This window comes from Rhodococcus opacus B4, assembly GCF_000010805.1.
Classification (GTDB): domain Bacteria; phylum Actinomycetota; class Actinomycetes; order Mycobacteriales; family Mycobacteriaceae; genus Rhodococcus_F; species Rhodococcus_F opacus_C.
The window spans coordinates 5,360,698-5,378,265 of sequence record NC_012522.1 but is presented as its reverse complement, the minus strand read 5'-3'; the positions used below and the strand labels follow the sequence as shown (position 1 = coordinate 5,378,265).

The following is a 17,568-nucleotide window of genomic DNA, read 5'->3' as shown; positions in this document are numbered from 1 at the left end:
TCTGGCGGCCGGCGCAGACGCAGGGAAGACAGGCACATATCCAGGTAATTCGGCCGGTGCGCCCGGCCCGTGCCTAGACCACCCTGTAATTCAGAGCGCGCCCTCGCAGACGCGACACCACACCGAACGCACTGGAGTACCGACGGCATGAACCCCCACACCGGAAACCACGGTCTTCACTTGGTTCAGACGTTTCGCGCCGACCCGGTCCGGCCGGGACGCCACGCCCTGCGCGCCGCCGCCAGCAGAATAGGCATCGCCTGCACGCGCGGCGCCGGCGACCACCGCGCCTTCGACAGCTCCGGCCTCGTCCAGTGGGCGTACAAACAGGCGGGCGTATCGGTTCCGCGCACCACCCACGAGCAACTCCTGCACGGAACCGCCGTCGACCGGGACGACCTGCAGCCCGGTGACGTCGTCCTCTTCTACGGGGGCGGCCACGCCGGGATCTATGCGGGCAACGACACCGTCGTCCACGCCCCCGCCCCCGGCCGGCCGGTCACGCGAGTGGCCTTGAACTCCATGTCGTTTCACGCAGCGCGACGATACTGACCGCGCGCCGAAGCGGTCTCAGTGCGCCGCGTTGTACGCTTCCTCGATCTGCGCGGGAATACGTCCACGCGCAGACAACTCGTAGCCCTGCGCCGTCGCCCATTCGCGGATTTCCTTTGCCTGCCCGCGCCCCTGCGACGGATCCACCGCAGTGGTCGACCGGCGCTTCCGTCCCCCGACCCGAGTTGCATGCTCGATGTAGAAATCGAGAGTCTTGTGGAATTCCCTGGCGTTCTTGAGCTTCAGATCGATCTCGTAGTCGACGCCGTCGACCGAGAACGGAATGGTCTCCCCCTTACCGCTCTTGATCGGAGTTCCGTCGATGTCGTCGATGCGTTCGACAACAACTTTGCGCGCCACAGTTCCACTCCTCATCGTCGATAACCCGGGGAACACTACGTCGAAGTATCGTTCACCTGCCAATCCCTGACCGGGTTTCGGATTGGAATGCCCCACATTCCGGGTACTCGCGGGAGATGACACCGAAGGACGATTCCGGACCGAAGACCACGCCCACCGACAGCGGCGCCCCCGGCGCGGACAAGGACGTGATGTCCGATCCCGCCGAGGACGACAAGGGTTCCGGCGCCGACTGGAGCGGCGAAGGTGGCGCAACCCCCGAGGGGCCCGCCACCGACTCCGATTCCGACTCCGCCGACTAGGTCACCAGGGGATCTGCCCCAGGACCACGCCGACCACCAGCATCGACAGCGACACCAGCGCCGCGCGCCACAGCACCTTCTTGTGGTGGTCCGCCAGCGGGACACCCGCGAGGGTGACGAGCAGCAGGATGGCCGGGACGAGGGGGCTCTGCATGTGGAACGTCTGGCCGGTGATGGACGCGCGGGCCATCTCGACCGGCTCGATGCCGTACGTGGACGCCGTCTCGGCGAGCACCGGCATGACGCCGAAGTAGAAGGCGTCGTTGCTCATGAAGAACGTGAACGGCAGGCTCAGAATGCCGGTGATGACGGCCAAGTGCGGTCCGAGCGCGGACGGGATGACCTCGAGCAGCCACTGCGCCATCGCCTCGACCATTCCGGTGCCCTGGAACACGCCGGTGAGCACGGCCGCGGCGAACACCATCGCGACGACGGAGACGATGCTCGACGAGTGCCGGGTGATCGCTTCCTGCTGTTCCTTGACCCGCGGGAAGTTCACGGTCAGCGCGATGGATGCGGCCACCATGAACAGCACCGGAATCGGCAGCACGTCCATCACGAGCACGACGAGCAGTGCCACGGTCACGAGCATGTTGAACCACAACAGCTTCGGTCGCAGCGTGGGCCGCTCGGGGTCGAGGCCGTCGACGAAGCCCCGCTCGTCGTCGGAACCGCCGTCGTCCGAACCGGCGTCGCCGGAACCGCCACCCGTGCGGGGTGCGTCACCGTTGCCGCCGGATCCGGTCCCGGCCCGGCGAAGGCTCGCGCCGGCGGAGACGAGGAGGCGCTCGTCGGTGAGTTCGAGTGTGCCGATGCGGCGGCGTTCGCTGTAACCGAGCTGCACGGCGAACAGCAGCACGACGACGAGTCCGACCACCAGCGACGGGATCATCGGGACGAAGACGTCCGACGGCGAGATGCCGAGCGCCGAGGCGGCCCGGACCGTCGGCCCGCCCCACGGGACGATGTTCATCGCGCCGTTCGCCAGGCCTGCGACCACCGTGAGAACGACCGGGCTGACTTTCAGCTTCATGTACAGCGGCAGCAGCGCGGACGTGACGATGATGAACGTCGTGGATCCGTCACCGTCCAGCGACACCACCATCGCGAGCACCGCGGTGCCCACGACGAGCCGCATGGGGTCGTTGCGGACGAGCCGGAGGATCAGTTTCACCAGCGGATCGAACAGGCCGACGTCGATCATGATCCCGAAGAAGATGATCGCGAAGAACAGCAGCGCGGCCGTCGGGGCCAGCGATTTGATCCCGTCGGTGATCATGTCGCCGATGCCGAGGCCTGCCCCGGCCGCGATGCCGAATGCGACCGGGACGGCGATCAGCCCGACCACGGGAGTGGCCCGTTTGGACATGATCAAGAACATGAACACGGCCACCATCAGAAAGCCGAGCGCTACCAGCATTGCCACTCCTCGTCCGAGCTTTGCGTCGCGATGTGATCGCGATAACAGCCAGTGTCGGGGGGAGGGACGCTCACAGTCACTGTTGCGTACTTAGAGAAGGTTGTGTTCTTTGTGGTGGCAACTATCGGCGACCCCGGAGATGGTCGCGCAGGGTCGCCGTCTCATACTCCGCGCGGAACAGCCCCCGCTTCTGCAGGACGGGAATGACCTCGTCGACGAAGTCGGCGAGCCCATTCGGGTAGAGCGGGGGCATCAGGTTGAAGCCGTCGGCGCCGCCGCTGCGGAACCACACCTCGATCTCGTCGGCGATCGATTCCGGTGTGCCGATCATGGTGCAGTGCCCGCCGCCTGCCGCCAGCGTGCCCAGCAGCGACCGCACGGTGGGACGGTCCTTCTCGATGATCCGCAGAATCGTGTCGTACCGCCCCTGCGGTCCGGTGAACTCCGACAGCGGCGGCAGCGCGGGGACGGGTGCGTCCAGTTCCCATGCGCTGCAGTCCTGCTGGACGAACATCGACAATTGCGCCAGCGACTGTTCGACCGGAAGGAGCGCGTCGAGTTCCGCCTTCTTCCGGTGCGCCTCCTCGGTGGTCGAGCCCACGTAGGTGACGAGACCGGGCATCACGGTCACCGCGTCGGCGTCGCGGCCCGCAGCGCGGATGCGCCGCTTCACGTCGCCGTAGTAGCTCTGCGCGGCCGTGAGGTCGTAGGCGACGGCATAGATGCCCTCGGCGCACCGGGCGGCCAGGTCGCGGCCCTGATCGGACGCGCCCGCCTGGAACAGCACCGGACGCCCCTGCGGCGAGTGCGGCACGGTCAGCGGACCGTCGACGAGGAAGTGCTTGCCCCGGTGCGCGATCGGATGCACCTTGGCCGGATCCGCGAAGATGCCGTCCCGGTCGAGCACGAGCGCGTCGGGCTCCCACGAATCCCACAGCGCGAGCGCCACGTCGACGAACTCGGCGGCGCGCGAGTAGCGGTCGTCGTGCGGCGGCATCTCCTCGAGACCGTGATTGCGCGCCTCGGCGTCGAACATCGACGTCACCACGTTCCAGCCGACGCGGCCGCCGCTGATGTGGTCGAGCGACGCCAGCATCCGCGCGGCGTGGAACGGGGTGTAGAACGTGGTGGACACGGTCGTCACGAGTCCGACCCGCTCGGTCGCCCGCGCCATCGCCGACAGCGCGGTGAGCGGTTCGAGGAACCACATGCCCCCGGACGCGGGGTCGCGCACCGAGTGCCCGTCGGCGAAGAACACCGCGTCGAGACAACCCCGCTCCGCGGTCTGCGCGAGTTCCTCGTAGTAGGCGATGTCGCCGAGCCGCTCCACCTGTGAGGCGGGGTGCCGCCACGCGGCGCCGTGGTGCCCGCAGCCGTACAGGAATGCGTTGAAATGCAGTTGCCTGCCGTCGCTCATGTCAGTCCTTGACCAGTCCGCCGTCGACGACGAGGTTCTGGCCGGTCACCGAACGCGACCACGGCGACGCGAAGAACAGCACTGCGTCCGCGAACTCGTCCGGGGTGGTGACCCGCTGCAGTGGAGTGCTCGCGGCGATGAGGTCGAACACCTCGTCGGGGGTGGCGGCGCTCGCGTCGGTGGTGCGGAGCAGTCCGCCCGAGACCATGTTGACGGTGATGCCGTCGGGCCCGAGGTCGGCGGCGAGGGTACGGGTCAGCGACAACGCGGCGGCCTTGGCGGCGGTGTAGTCGTGGTACGGGACGACGGGGTTCTGGAACAGGTTGGTGCCGATGTTCACGATGCGGCCGAACCCGAGCGCGCGCATGCCCGGCAACGCGGCCTGCGTGGTGTTCAGGGTCGCCTGCACGCTGCCGCGCAGTTGCGAGTCGAATGCCTCCCACGTGATGACGTCCGCCTTGTCGCGTGCGTCGCCGTTGAAGGAGAAGTCGGCGAGGGCGTTGTTGATCACGGTGGTCACCGGCGATCCGAAGTGCTCTTCCGCGGCGGCGAACAGCGCTGCCACCTGCGCGGCGTCGGTGACGTCGGCTTGTAGCGCGACCGCGCGGTCCGCGCCCAGGGATGCCGCGAGTTCCTCCGCCGCATCCCGGCTGTTGCGGTAGTTCACGACCACCCGCGCGTGCTGCGCCGCGAACGAACGCACGATGGCGGAACCGAGACCCCGGCCACCGCCGGTCACCAGGACGATCTGCTTGTCGAGCTGCATTGCTGTCACCTTCCGTTCGGTCGGCGACGAGACATCGGATGAGCGCATACGGCCGTCTCCGCGACATCCCTTCGCCGGCATTACCCAGTTCAGGTTCGACGGGTGTCTTCTCAGCCGCCCGGATCTTCGCCGGGCAGCACCCCGTGTCACTGGCCAACAGTGTAAGGCCAATCACCGCCAACGCCTTCTAGGTTGTGCACAATCTAGTTGTGTGCAACCATTCAAGGGTGACCGACAACCTCGCCCTCGACCGCCAGGTGTGCTTCGCGCTGTACTCGGCGTCCCGGGCGATGACGGCGAGATACCGGTCGATGCTCGACTCGCTGGGAGTGACCTACCCGCAGTACCTCGTGCTGCTGGTGCTCTGGGAACAGGACGGTCGCGGGGTGCGTGAGATCTGCGAAGCCCTCGATCTCGACACCGGCACCCTGTCCCCACTGCTCAAGCGGCTCGACGCGCTGGGCCTGGTCGAACGCCGGCGCGACTCGGCGGACGAACGCCGGGTCGGAATCCACCTCACCGAGAAGGGCGCGAGCCTCCGCGCCGCCGCGGAGGGCATCCCCACCGAACTCGCCCGCTCGACGGGAATGGCCGTCGACGAACTCGTCGCCCTGCGCGACACCCTGTCGCGACTCACCGAATCGCTCCACAGTTTCGACACCCCTACAGGAGAGAAGTAACCATGAAGATCATTTACACCGCAGAAGCCCTCGCGACCGGGGAAGGCCGCAACGGCCACGCCCGCACGTCGGACGGCCGGCTCGACCTGAACCTCGCCATCCCCACCGAGATGGGCGGGTCCGGCGACGGCACCAACCCCGAGCAGCTGTTCGCCGCCGGATACGCGGCCTGCTTCCACTCCGCACTCCAGCTTGTTGCCCGTCAGGCCGGGGCGAACGTCGCCGACTCGGCCGTCGGCGCCCGCGTCGGGATCGGTTCCACGGACGGCGGCGGATTCGGTCTCGCGGTCACCCTCGAGGTCTCGCTCCCCCACCTGCCGCGCGCGGAGGCGCTCGAACTGACGGAGAAGGCGCACCAGGTGTGCCCGTATTCCAACGCCACCCGCGGCAACATCGACGTCACCCTCGAGGTCACCGAAGACTGAGACACCGGCACGGGCGTCGGGTCACCCGAATTTGTACTCGACGCCCGTCAGGTTCTCCGACAGCGACCACAGCGCCTTCGCGGTCTGCTCGTCCCGCGACTTCTTGTTGGAGCCCACCACCTTCGGGTGGCCACGCTGCTCGAACAGGCCGTCCGGCCCGATGTAACTTCCGCCGATCACGTCGGGGGCGGTGGCCGCGAACAACATCGGCAGCGCCCCCATCTCCGCCGACTGCGCGAAGATCCGGTTGCCGACGGCCATCAGAGTGTCCTGCACCGATTCGGTGTGCGCCTGCAGATTGGTCGACGCGTAGCCGGGGTGCGCGGCCACCGCTTTGACGGAAGACCCGGCTGCGGCCAGCCTGCGCTGCAATTCGTACGTGAACAACAGATTCGCGAGTTTCGACTGGCCGTACGCGCTCCAGCGGTTGTACTTGCGGTGTTCCCAGTTGAGATCGTCGAGATGGATCGTTCCCGCCTGGTGTGCCGCGCTCGACATCGTGGCGACCCGATCGGTGATCTTGCCGAGCAGCAGTCCGGTCAACGCGAAGTGCCCGAGATGATTTGTGCCGATCTGCATTTCGAACCCGTCCGCGGTCTTGCGCTGCGGAACCGCCATCACCCCGGCATTATTCACGAGCACGTCGACGGAATCGACACCGGCGGCGAACTCGCGCACCGACGCGAGGTCGGACAGGTCGAGTCGGCGCACCTCGGCATTGTCACCGATCGACTTTGCGACCACCTCACCCTTGTGGGTGTTGCGGCAGGCCAGCACGACGTGGGCTCCTGCCTTGCCGAGGGCCCGCGCAGCCACCTCCCCCAGACCACTGTTGGCGCCCGTGACGACGAATGTGCGGCCGCGCTGATCGACGATGTCCGAAGCTGTCCACTTGGTCATGCCGTCAACCCTACGGATCCCGGGACGCGGCGTGAACCCGTCACCACGCCTGCGCCCCGACCAGCGGCAGATTGAGGAAACTCGGCCGGTCCGGCGACAGCGCCACGTGCTGCGGCTTCAGCTGACTGTCGGCCAGAATCGGTCCGAGCGGCAGATACCGGGGAATGCTGCCCGCATACACGTCGACGCGCAACCGATGCCCCGGCGCGAGGACCGCGTCGGTGGGCACGAAGTTGATGTCGACCGGCGTCACCTCACCCGGAACCAGCGGCTGACGCGCGGCCACCGTCAGGTAGTGGTGCGGTTGGGTGTAGTCGCCGTTCGACGACCTGGTGCTCTTCGAATCGTCCACCGCCCGCATCGAAGCGGTGAGCGCGCCGTTGGTGAGCGGGGTCGACGTGCCGTCCGGTGCGACGTCGTTCAGCGTCACCGCCCAGAATCCGTCCGGCGCGTCGAGCACGGTTTCGAGGTGCAGGTTGACCGGACCCGACAGTTCCGTCGGCCGCGCGACGGGAGCACTGGTGAATGTCAGGCCCTCCGCCTCGTTGAAGCGGGAGTCCTTGCTGCACACCGATCCGAAGACGACGGCCGCGCCCGCGGTGCCCTGCGTTCCGTCGCGGGAGCAGAGCCCGCGGAGACCGGGCGCGACCGAGAGCCGCGCGCTGTCGCCGGGTTTCGCCGGCACCAGGCTGCCGTCGTGGGCGGCGTGCCCGGCGGTGCCGCTGGAGGCACCCGACAGGTACATCCGCTGATAGTCGACGCCGGCCCGCGGGAACTGGTCGGTGGTGGTCCAGCCGTTGCCCTGCTGGTACAGCGTGACCGGGCCGTACTCGTCGATGCCGTTGTCGATGCCCCTCAGCCACTTGTCGAACCATGCGCGTTCGAGGACGTCGAGTCGCGGCGGCGCGCCCGGCTCGCCGAAGCCCCCACCGAACGAGACGTGGTAGGCGTCGCTCATGATCAGCTGCTTCTCACCGGCGGGCAGCGGAATGTCGTTGTAGACCCGCGGCTCGCTGTTCGCGAAAATGTCGTGCCAGGCGCCGTACAGCATGGTCGGCACGTCGATGTTCCCCGCCTGCGCCTTCCGTTCCTCGTAGAACTGGCCGTCCTGCGCCACCCGAAGGGTGCCCGGGTCGAGGTCGCCGATCTTCGACGCCGTCATCGCCTCGATCAGTGCGGGGAACAGCGTCAGCGGATCCCGCAACCGATCCTGCAGCCACCGCTCGTCGAAATTTCCCTGGGCGAGGGCCTGGACGTCGGGTACGAATTTGAGCCCGTTGACCAGCGACAGCCACAGCGGCATGAAGCCCACCCCCAGACCGCCGCCGGTTCCGACGATGTCGCGGAGCAGGTCGTTGCCCGGCTCGGTCGGGAAGATCGCCTTCAGCGCCGGCGGCCGATGCCCCGCGGCCTGCAGCGAGTTGATGCCCGAATAGGACACCCCCGCCATCCCGACCGTGCCGTCGGACCATCCCTGCCTGCTCATCCAGTCGATGATCTCGACGGAGTCCTGCTGCTCGAGCGGGCCGAGCGCCTGCCATTCCCCCTGCGAGAAGCCGGTGCCGCGCGCATCGACCACCACCTGGGTGTATCCGTTCCGGACGAGGTCGCGGTTGACGCCGAAGACGCGCATGCCGCCGCCGGTGAGTACCTTCGCCACTTCCCCGACGCCGTCGAACGGTGTTCCGGCGAGATCGAAGGAGTTCACCAGGTCGACGACCGTGTGCTCGAGCCCCGGTACCGCGAGCACGGAATCGACGAGGTTGCCGACCAATTTCGTGTACGGCGTGACGTTGAGAACGGACGGCATCCGGGTGTCGATCGGCGTGCCCGACACGTCCGCGGGCCGATAGACGTTGGCCTTCAACACCGTTCCGTCGCTCATGGTGATGGGAACGTCCCAGTCGATCGCGATCACCGGGTACTCGGGCGGGGCATCGACCGCGGCGTTCCACTGCGCGCCCGCCGCTCCTCCCGTCGGATCAGCCGACGCCGTCAGCGCCGGAGCGACAGCGAGACCCACCGCCATCGCAAGAACAACTGCCACCGCACCCGGACGAAACGCCCATCGACGCACGATCACCACGACCCCCGTGAAAATCCTCCGGTGACGCGCCTCAGCGGCCATCAGGGTGGCCCGCGTCACAAACTTACCGGATAGTAACCATGAGTCCTCCCGCGGTCAACGACGGGTTTCGGCGCCCTTTCGACTACCGTGGCGAACGTGCCCGACGCCCCACTTCCCGTCCGCGACGGCCTCAACCCGACGCGGCTGAGGATGCCGGACACCGGCCCGTGGCCCACCGTGCTCGGGTACCTCGTCGCACGTTTTCCGCACGACGAGACCCGCCTCCGCGAGAAGGTCGCCACGGCCGAAGTCGTCGACGAGCGCGGGCAGCCGATCACCGAGTCGACGCCGTTCGCACCCCGCAGATTCGTGTACCTGTACCGGGATCCGCCGGTCGAGAAGCGGGTGCCGTTCGAGATCGAGATCCTCCACCGCGACGAGAACCTCCTCGTCGTGGACAAACCCCATTTCCTGGCCAGCACGCCGCGCGGCGCGTACGTCGCCGAGTCGGCGCTGGTGCGGTTGCGCCGAGACCTCGACCTCCCGGAGCTGACACCCGCGCACCGGCTCGACCGGTTGACCGCCGGGGTGCTCATCTTCACGGTTCGGCGTGAGGTCCGCCGCGACTACCAGTCGCTGTTCGATCAGCGCCGGGTGACCAAGGAGTACGAGGCCGTCGCCCGCTACGACCCCGATCTCCTGCTGCCCGCCACGGTCCGCAGTCGGATCGTCAAGGAACGCGGGGTCCTGAAGGCGTACGAGGTGGACGGGCCCGCCAACAGCGAGAGCCGGATCGAACTGCTCGAGGTCCACGGCGCCGCGGCCCGGTACCGGCTGCTGCCGCACACCGGCAAGACACACCAGTTGCGGGTGCACATGAGTTCTCTCGGCATCCCGATCCACGGCGACAACTTCTATCCCGATTTCTACGACGTTGCCGCCGACGACTATTCGACGCCGCTGCGGCTGCTGGCGCGGTCCGTCGAGTTCGCCGATCCCTGCTCGGGCGTCACCCGACGCTTCGCGAGCGTCCGGAGCCTCGACTGGCCGCTGTGACCTCGGCTTCTTTCGCCCGGCCCGCTCAGCCGGAAAGATGGTGTCATGAGTACCGCGACGTCCGTCTCCGAAGTGGAACGCAAGTACGAAGCGACATCCGAGCAGCAACTCCCGGCGCTGTCGGGGCTCCCCGGAGTAGACGGTGAGCCGCGACGCGACACCGTCCAGCTGTCCGCCCTGTATTACGACACCGGCGAACTGCTGCTGCTCCGCGCCGGAATCACGCTCCGCCGCCGAGAGGGCGGCGACGACGCCGGCTGGCATCTGAAGATCCCGGCGGGCGCGGACGAGCGGACCGAGCTGCAGCTGGCGCCCGACGCCGAGCTTCCCGAGACGGAGGTGCCGCGCGAGTTCGCGGAACTGCTCACGGCCTTCACCCGCGGAGCCGCCCTCAACCCGGTGGCGCTCATCAGCACCGACCGCGAGCGGCAGCGGCTCGTGGACGCGGCGGGAACGACGCTCGCCGAGGTCGTGTCGGATGTCGTGATCGCCGCCGTCCCCGAGACGGGCACCGGAACCGACGAGCGGGTGTGGCGGGAGATCGAAGTCGAACTCGCGGCCGGCGACCGAAAACTGTTCGACGCCATAGACTCCCGGCTGACCGACGCCGGAATAACCCGCTCCGACGCGCCGTCGAAGCTGCGGCGTGCACTCGGCGACGCGGCGGGTGACGCCGCGACCCCCGAGCGCGGGAAGAAGCGGTCGGCGCCGCGGACGCTGCTACTGGAGTATCTGGCCGAACAGAAAGACAATCTCGTGACGGCCGACCTCGGCGTGCGGCGTGACCTCGAGGAGTCCGTCCACGATCTCAGAGTCTCGGCCCGGCGGATCCGGAGTATCCTGCAGGTGTACGGGCCGAGCCTGCGCGACCAGGAGACGGTCGACGAGTTGATCGTCGAACTGCGCTGGGTCGGTCAGGCCCTCGGCCCGGCCCGGGACACCGAGGTGCAGTGGAGCCGGCTCGTGGACCGGCTGGACGACGCCGAGGAGATACCCGACCGCGAGGTCGTGCGGGCGCGCCTCGACGAATACTTCTCGGGACTCGCCGCGGCGGCAAGGCCCGGGGCCCTGGCCGCCCTGAACTCCCGGCGCTACCTCGACCTGCTCGCCGGACTCGACACGTTCCTCGCCGCCGTCGAGGCGTCCGAGGGCTCGGGCCCGTCGAAGAAGGACGTCCGGAAGTCCCTGCGCTCGATGTCGAAGTCCGTCCACGGGCGGGTCCGGAAGGCGGCGGCCGCGACCACCCGGGCCGAGCGCGACGAACTGACGCACCGAGCACGCAAGCGCGCCAAGCGAATGCGCTACGCGATCGAGGCCACGCGGCCACTGGCACCGAAGGCGTCCGCCCGCGCGCAGAAGAAGTTCAAGGGCTTCCAGGACGTACTCGGCGACTACCAGGACGCCGTCGTCGCCCGGGAGCACATCCTCGCGGCGGTAGCGGAAGATCAGCATTCCGCCGAGTCGAGCCTCGGCCTCGGAATGCTGCTGCAGCGTGAACTCGACCGCGGGGACGCCACGGCAGCCGATCTCGAACCGGAATGGAAGAGGGCGAAGAAGGTGGCCCGAAAAGTCTGGAAGTAGGGCACAGTCGGGGAGTACCCACCAGCGTGAGCGAAGGGAACCGGACGTGAGCACACCCGCCAGTCATTCCGTCGTCGTCGGCCTGGACGGATCCGACGCGTCCACCGCAGCCGCCCTGTGGGGAGCGTCAGTCGCGTCGAAGTGGGGTGCCACGCTGTCGCTGGTACACGCGCTGCCGCAGGACGGCCCGCTGTACAGCCCGGCGGCGATCATGCTGGAATCGCAGTTCCTCAGTCAGTTGCGCGAGGACGGCGAGGCCATCATCGGGACGGCGAGGCGGCTGCTGGGACCGAAGTTCCCCGGCCTCGAGATCGAGACGACCATCAGTCCCGGTCCGGCGGGCACGGCGCTGCTCGAGGCCGCCGACTGGGCGCGGTTGATCGTCCTCGGATCCACGGGAGCGGGCGCGTTCCGTTCGGTGCTGGTCGGTTCGACGGCACTGCACGTGGCCAACCGCGCACCCTGTCCGGTGACCGTTCTGCGCGGCGAGGTCACCACCCCGGATCAGCGTCCGGTGGTGGTCGGGGTCGACGGCAGCGACCTCAGCAGCGAAGCGGTGGGTCACGCGTTCGAGTTCGCGTCGTTCTTCGAAGCGCCGCTGAGCGCCGTCCACACCTGGCAGGGCTCCCCGACGCTCGGCGCCGGCGGCACCGGCATGCTCGTCGACTGGGACGCCGTGAAACAGGAAGAGGAGGCGCTGCTGTCCGAGGGCCTCGCGGGTGAGGCGGAACGGTACCCGGACGTGTCCGTGACCCGGGTGGCCGAGCAGGGCGCCGCCGCGGACGTCATCCTTCGGCATTCGGCCGAGGCCCAGCTGATCGTCGTCGGCAGCCACGGCCGGGGACCGCTGCTCGGCGCGCTGATGGGCTCGACGAGCCAGAATCTGCTCCACCACGCCACCTGCCCGGTCATGATCTGCCGGAACGAGTGACGGGCGGGGCGTGTTTCCCAAGGCTGACGGTCGGATAGCCAGGAAAGGCTGTGCTCGGCCACCGGAGACGGTTCAGCCCACACCGAAACCAAGCAGTTGCTAGGTTAGGGGTCGCCGTCCCCACACGCTTGGAGTTCCTCATGGCGACACCCGCCACCAGCACCCCCCGACGTCGCTGCGCCGCACTGGTCACCGGCGGCACCGGCGGCATCGGCTCCGCCATCGCACGGCAGCTCGCGGCCCTCGGCCACGACGTCGCCATCACCTACCGGTCCAACGCCGAAGTCGCCGCGGACCTCGTCGGCGAACTGGAAGGCAGCGGCGTCGCCGCGCAGGCGTTCTCCGCCGACCTCACCGACCGGCCCCGGGTCGCGAGCGTCGTCGAGCAGACGCTCGAACACTTCGGCGGCCTCGGCATCCTGGTCCACGCCGCCGGACCGCACGTCCCGATGATCCACCTGTCCGAGGTCGCTCCCGAGGACTACGCCGAGCACCTCCAGCAGGAGGCGGTCGCATTCTTCACCGTCGTCAAGGCCGCCCTGCCCGCGCTACGGGACGCGTCCGGATCCGTCGTCGCCGTCACGACCGCGGCCACCAGCCGGTTCCCGGTGCGCGACGGCCTCTCCCCGGGAACCAAAGGCGCGATCGAACAACTGGTCAAGGGGTTCGCCGCCGAGGAGGGCCGTTTCGGCGTCCGCTTCAACGCGGTCGGCCCGGGGATGCTCACCGACGGCATGGCCGAGCGGCTGATCGCCTCCGAAGAACTCGACCGGCGCGCACTCGACGCCGCGATGAGCCGGATACCGTTACGCCGGTTCGGCACCGCCGCCGACGTCGCCGAGGCCGTCTGCTTCCTCGCGAGCGACCGGGCCGGGTTCGTCACCGGGCAGAAGCTCGACGTCGACGGCGGATACACGGTCTGATCACCCGCCATGTGTAATGGACGCGTATGACTGACGCCGAAGACACCCGCCCGACGCCCCGCAGGCGTCGTGTCGAATGGGTGATCGGCGGCCTGCTCGTCGTGGTGCTCACGGTGGAGATCGTCCTCATCTGGCCGGATCTCTCGGAGAGCGTCCAGAACCTCGGCGACCTGAAATGGGGATGGGTGGCCGCGGCCGTCGCCGCGTCGCTGGCGTCGATGTCGAGCTTCGCCCGGGTCCAGCGCTGCCTGCTGGGTGTCGCGGGTGTGCACATCAGGCAGCGGCAGTCCCTCGCCGTGACGTTCGCCTCCAACTCGATGAGCGTGACGCTGCCGGGCGGCCCGGTTCTCGCGACGACGTTCACGTACCGGCAGACGCGGCTCTGGGGTGCGTCGCCGGTGATCGCGACGTGGCAACTGGTGATGGCCGGCGTCCTCCAGGCGATCGGCCTGGCGCTCGTCGGCCTGGGAGGCGCACTGCTCGTCGGCGCCAAGACCAACCCTTTCTCGCTGATCTTCACGTTCGGCGGCCTGTGCGCCTTCCTCGTCCTGGCCCAGTACGCCGCTTCGCGACCCGACGCACTCGAGGGTGTGGGCATCACCGCGCTGCGCGGCGTCAACGCGCTGCGAAAGAAGCCGCCGCTGAACGGGGTTCGTCAGTGGAAGCACATCGTCGACCAGATGAGCGCCGTCCGGATGGATCGCCGCGACACGGCCCGCGCGTTCGGGTGGTCGCTGTTCAACTGGATCGCCGACGCCTCGTGCCTCGCGTTCGCGTGCTACGCGGTCGGCGCCCATCCCGGGTTCGCCGGCCTCGCCGTCGCGTACGCGGCGGGCAACGCCGCCGGTTCGGCCATCCCGCTCCTACCCGCAGGACTCGGCGTCATGGACGCCGTGCTGGTGCCCGCCCTGACCGCCAGCGGAATGGCCGGCTCCGAAGCGGTCTCCGCGATCGTCGTGTACCGACTGGTCAGCTTCCTCCTGATGGCCGCCATCGGCTGGATCGTCTTCGCGGCGCGCTTCCGGGGTGCGCAGCAGGGCGAGGAGGGCCCCGACCTCGAACCGCTGTGGGGTCGCGGCACCTGAATCCCTCCCGCTGAGAGAGGGCCGGGCCGAGGCCACCGTCGACGGACCTACCGTCGAGCCGTGACGAAACCGGAATCGGATGAGAAGCAGGTTGTCGTCGTCACCGGCGCGGCCTCGGGTATCGGCGCGGGGATTGCCCGGCACGCGCACTCCCGCGGCATGGCGGTGGTGCTCGCCGACATCGACGCGGACGCGCTGGACCGTGCGGCCGCGGACCTCGGCGGCGCCCTCACCCGCGTCACCGACGTGTCCGACTCCCGATCCGTCCACGCCCTCGCCGAACTCGCGTTCGACTCGTTCGGCCGGGTGGACCTGCTCTTCAACAACGCAGGCATCATGCGAGCCGGATTCCTCTGGCAACTCGGCGAATCCGACTGGGACGCCGCACTCGGCGTCAACATCACGGGCGTCGTCAACGGGATCCGCGCGTTCGTTCCGCGGATGCTCGACCAGGGCGGCGCCGGCCGCGTCGTCAACACGGCATCGGTCGGCGGCTTCGCACCCGGTCCGATGATGTCGCCGTACAGCGCATCGAAATTCGCGGTCGTCGCGATCACCGAATGCCTGCAGATGGAGTTGAGCATGATCGAGGCCCCGGTGTCCGCGAGTGTGCTCGCGCCGGGGCCCGTCGTCACATCCGTGTTCGACAACCCGTTCGGGGCCGTCTCCCACCCGGCCGTCGATCGGATGGTCACCCAGATGCGCGAATTGCTCGACACCGACGGACTCGACGCAGACACGTTCGCCGAGTTGGTCTTCGCGGGCATCGACCGGGGCGACTTCTGGCTCGCACCGCAGGGTGAGCACCTCGACACCATGGTCCGGCAGCACACCGCCACCATCCTTGAACGGCGAGAACCGGTGATCCGGCAGTCGTTTCGCTGAGATCGACGCGGTCCGGTCGAGATCCTCCCGCCGAGTGAGACATTCCGCGAACACTGACCGTTAGTTCTGCTACCTTTTGCCGAACCAAGCACTTGCTTGCTGACGTCAAAGGGGCGCCCATGCGAATTCGATCCTCAGCACTCACTGCGGCGCTCGCCGTGACCGCACTCGCTCTCACCGGGTGTTCCGGGGCGGGCGCAGACGACGCCGACGCCGACGGCGGCCCCTACCGGGTTCTCGTCACCGGCGGAATCAGCGGCCAGGGCGCGCTCGCCGCGAACGCACAGACGTCCGTGCTCGCAGCGAAAGCGAGCGCCGAGGCCGTCAACAGGGCAGGCGGCGTGGGCGGACGCCAAGTGGAGATCACCGTCGTCGACGATGCAGGCGACGCGACGACGGCCGTGTCCAAGCTGCGGGAGGCCATCGCGTCGGGGAAGAAGCCCGACCTCTTCCTCAACTCCGGCCCGTCGACCATCACCACCGCGACACTGCCGATCCTCGCGCAGAACAAGATCCTCTCGTTCAACATCGGGCCCACCGAGGATTCGGCGAACCCGGAGAAGTACCCGCTCAACTTCGACCTCGCCTCGGGACCGTCCGAAAACGCCGAGACCATCGCCCGATACATCAAGGGCAAGGGATACCAGTCGGTCGGCGTCGTCCACGGGAGCAGCGCCTACGGTGAAGTGTTCGGACAGGCGATGGAAGACGCGCTGGGCGGTGAAGGTGTGAGCAGCACCGGATCCGAGGAGTACGACACCGCAGCACTCGACATGACCGCACAGCTGCAGTCGCTGAAGAACCGGGGCACGCAGGCGCTCGTCGTGGACGCCTACGGGGCGCCGCTCGGATATCTGCTCACGAGCCTCCAGCGGCTCGACTGGAACATCCCGCTCATCGGAAACACCTCGGTCGCAGGAACTTCGCTCGTCTCCAAGCCGGCGCCGGACGGTGTGCTCGGCACTCCGGCCACGGCGAACCTGGTCATGCACGCGCTCTCGAGCACGGTCTACGACGCGAACGACACCGCCGTGAACACCATGGTCGACAACATGACGGCGATGGGCGACATCCCGTCGACGCTGATCCTCGCCGACAACTACGACGCACTCCCCCTCGTCGTGGCCGCCGCGAACAAGACCGGATCCTCGTCCGATCCCGAAGCCCTCGCCGAGGCCCTCGAGAACCAAGAGGTCCTCGACGGCGCCGAGACCGCGTTCTCCCCGTCCTATCACTTCTCCGCCGACTCGCACGCGTCGAAGCCCGGAGACGAGGCGTACAAGTTCGTGCCCCCGAGCCCACTCCTGAACGGCCAGTACGGAAACCCGAGCGCGTGACACCCGACCACAGGAGATACCGGTGACCATAGTCTGGTCGGGCCTCGCGCTGGGGGCGGTCTACACGCTCGTGGCGATCGGCTACAACATCGTCTTCATCTCGTCCCACACATTCAATTTCGCTCAGGCGCAGCTGATGATGGTCGGAACCTTCGTCGCCTACACCGGCCTGGTCACCCTGAAGCTGCCGATCCTCGTCGTCGCGGTCACGGCGACGGTCGCCGTGATGATCCTGGCCGGGATCGAGGAGATCGTCGCGGTCCGGCCGGTCCGTGATCACCAGAATCAGCTCGTCACCACGCTCGGCGCCGCCACCCTGATCAACGGTGCGACGCAGCTGATCTGGGGAAGCGAACCGCTCACCGTCCCGTTCTTCGGTTCGAACGATCCGATCACGGTCCTCGGCGGCCGCACGTATCCCGTCGAGATCGTGCTGCTGATCCTGGCGGTCGTGCTGGTGGTCGCCCTCGGCCGGGTCGGCACGAAGACCATGACCGGTCTCGCGCTCCTGGGCATCTCCGAGGACCGCGAAGCCGCCCTGTTGCGCGGCGTCAACGTCCGGGCGCTGGCCCTCGGCGCGTTCGCCTTCTCCGGTGCGCTCGCCGGATTCCTCGGGCTCTTCGTGGGTCCCAAGACGTTCGCGGTGGCCACCCTGGGTTCGGCGCTGGCGATCAAGGGCTTCGTCGCCCTGGCAATCGGCGGTTTCGGCTCGCTCCCCGGCGCACTCGTCGGTGGCCTGACCGTCGGTCTCGTCGAGTCGTTCGCCGCTCTCGAACTGGGTAGCCAGTACAGCAACATCGCGGTCTTCGTGGTCCTCATCACGATCCTCATGGTGCGTCCGGCCGGACTGTTCGGCCGGACGCGGGAACGGGTGGTGTAA

The 17,568-nt window shown here is 68.2% G+C and carries 18 protein-coding genes and 1 riboswitch; of the genes, 12 read left to right on the top strand and 6 right to left on the bottom strand.

The window, feature by feature from the left end:
- Positions 1 to 180 precede the first annotated feature (180 nt).
- Positions 181 to 552 carry a C40 family peptidase gene (locus ROP_RS24735; RefSeq protein WP_231868976.1) on the top strand — a complete coding sequence of 124 codons (372 nt, stop codon included), beginning with the start codon at positions 181 to 183 and terminating at the stop codon, positions 550 to 552.
- Between the two features lie 18 nt (positions 553 to 570).
- On the opposite strand, the gene ROP_RS24730 is transcribed toward ROP_RS24735, so the two are convergent.
- A complete protein-coding gene (locus ROP_RS24730) occupies positions 571 to 912 on the bottom strand; it encodes a histone-like nucleoid-structuring protein Lsr2 (RefSeq protein WP_015888735.1) in 342 nt (113 codons plus the stop codon).
- 116 nt (positions 913 to 1,028) lie between these two features.
- On the opposite strand from ROP_RS24730, the gene ROP_RS24725 reads away from it, so the two are divergent.
- Entirely contained in the window at positions 1,029 to 1,214 is a 186-nt protein-coding gene (locus tag ROP_RS24725) for a hypothetical protein (protein WP_015888734.1), read from the top strand.
- A gap of 1 nt (position 1,215) precedes the next feature.
- On the opposite strand, the gene ROP_RS24720 is transcribed toward ROP_RS24725, so the two are convergent.
- The 3 genes from ROP_RS24720 to ROP_RS24710 form a co-directional block, all read right to left on the bottom strand.
- Entirely contained in the window at positions 1,216 to 2,634 is a 1,419-nt protein-coding gene (locus tag ROP_RS24720) for a CitMHS family transporter (RefSeq protein ID WP_015888733.1), read from the bottom strand.
- A gap of 121 nt (positions 2,635 to 2,755) precedes the next feature.
- Positions 2,756 to 4,051 (bottom strand): LLM class flavin-dependent oxidoreductase, encoded by a 1,296-nt coding sequence (locus ROP_RS24715; protein WP_015888732.1) that lies wholly within the window; start codon positions 4,049 to 4,051, stop codon positions 2,756 to 2,758.
- Position 4,052: 1 nt separating this feature from the next.
- The gene (locus ROP_RS24710; RefSeq protein WP_043825270.1) at positions 4,053 to 4,817 is read right to left on the bottom strand and encodes a 3-oxoacyl-ACP reductase; all 765 of its coding nucleotides are present in this window, start codon (positions 4,815 to 4,817) and stop codon (positions 4,053 to 4,055) included.
- A gap of 49 nt (positions 4,818 to 4,866) precedes the next feature.
- A riboswitch (TPP riboswitch) is annotated at positions 4,867 to 4,971 on the bottom strand.
- Between the two features lie 73 nt (positions 4,972 to 5,044).
- On the opposite strand from ROP_RS24710, the gene ROP_RS24705 reads away from it, so the two are divergent.
- Positions 5,045 to 5,497 (top strand): MarR family winged helix-turn-helix transcriptional regulator, encoded by a 453-nt coding sequence (locus ROP_RS24705; protein ID WP_015888730.1) that lies wholly within the window; start codon positions 5,045 to 5,047, stop codon positions 5,495 to 5,497.
- Positions 5,498 to 5,499: 2 nt separating this feature from the next.
- A complete protein-coding gene (locus tag ROP_RS24700; protein WP_015888729.1) occupies positions 5,500 to 5,922 on the top strand; it encodes an organic hydroperoxide resistance protein in 423 nt (140 codons plus the stop codon).
- A gap of 21 nt (positions 5,923 to 5,943) precedes the next feature.
- Here ROP_RS24700 and ROP_RS24695 read toward each other — a convergent pair whose 3' ends face one another.
- Entirely contained in the window at positions 5,944 to 6,822 is an 879-nt protein-coding gene (locus ROP_RS24695; protein WP_015888728.1) for an oxidoreductase, read from the bottom strand.
- A gap of 40 nt (positions 6,823 to 6,862) precedes the next feature.
- Positions 6,863 to 8,851 carry a CocE/NonD family hydrolase gene (locus ROP_RS24690; protein ID WP_050785125.1) on the bottom strand — a complete coding sequence of 663 codons (1,989 nt, stop codon included), beginning with the start codon at positions 8,849 to 8,851 and terminating at the stop codon, positions 6,863 to 6,865.
- Positions 8,852 to 9,046: 195 nt separating this feature from the next.
- On the opposite strand from ROP_RS24690, the gene ROP_RS24685 reads away from it, so the two are divergent.
- From ROP_RS24685 to ROP_RS24650, 8 genes are all read left to right on the top strand, one after another.
- Positions 9,047 to 9,946, top strand: coding sequence for a pseudouridine synthase (locus ROP_RS24685; protein WP_043826780.1), 900 nt, complete (start codon positions 9,047 to 9,049; stop codon positions 9,944 to 9,946).
- A 45-nt stretch (positions 9,947 to 9,991) separates the two neighbouring features.
- On the top strand, positions 9,992 to 11,527 hold the full coding sequence (locus ROP_RS24680) for a CYTH and CHAD domain-containing protein (RefSeq protein WP_015888725.1): 1,536 nt from the start codon (positions 9,992 to 9,994) through the stop codon (positions 11,525 to 11,527).
- Positions 11,528 to 11,573: 46 nt separating this feature from the next.
- Positions 11,574 to 12,458, top strand: a complete 885-nt coding sequence (locus ROP_RS24675; RefSeq protein WP_015888724.1) for a universal stress protein — start codon at positions 11,574 to 11,576, stop codon at positions 12,456 to 12,458.
- A 140-nt stretch (positions 12,459 to 12,598) separates the two neighbouring features.
- Entirely contained in the window at positions 12,599 to 13,381 is a 783-nt protein-coding gene (locus ROP_RS24670) for an SDR family NAD(P)-dependent oxidoreductase (RefSeq protein ID WP_015888723.1), read from the top strand.
- 26 nt (positions 13,382 to 13,407) lie between these two features.
- Entirely contained in the window at positions 13,408 to 14,466 is a 1,059-nt protein-coding gene (locus tag ROP_RS24665) for a lysylphosphatidylglycerol synthase transmembrane domain-containing protein (RefSeq protein ID WP_015888722.1), read from the top strand.
- 60 nt (positions 14,467 to 14,526) lie between these two features.
- The gene (locus ROP_RS24660; RefSeq protein ID WP_015888721.1) at positions 14,527 to 15,351 is read left to right on the top strand and encodes an SDR family NAD(P)-dependent oxidoreductase; all 825 of its coding nucleotides are present in this window, start codon (positions 14,527 to 14,529) and stop codon (positions 15,349 to 15,351) included.
- 119 nt (positions 15,352 to 15,470) lie between these two features.
- Positions 15,471 to 16,688 carry an ABC transporter substrate-binding protein gene (locus ROP_RS24655; RefSeq protein WP_015888720.1) on the top strand — a complete coding sequence of 406 codons (1,218 nt, stop codon included), beginning with the start codon at positions 15,471 to 15,473 and terminating at the stop codon, positions 16,686 to 16,688.
- A gap of 22 nt (positions 16,689 to 16,710) precedes the next feature.
- Entirely contained in the window at positions 16,711 to 17,568 is an 858-nt protein-coding gene (locus ROP_RS24650) for a branched-chain amino acid ABC transporter permease (RefSeq protein WP_015888719.1), read from the top strand.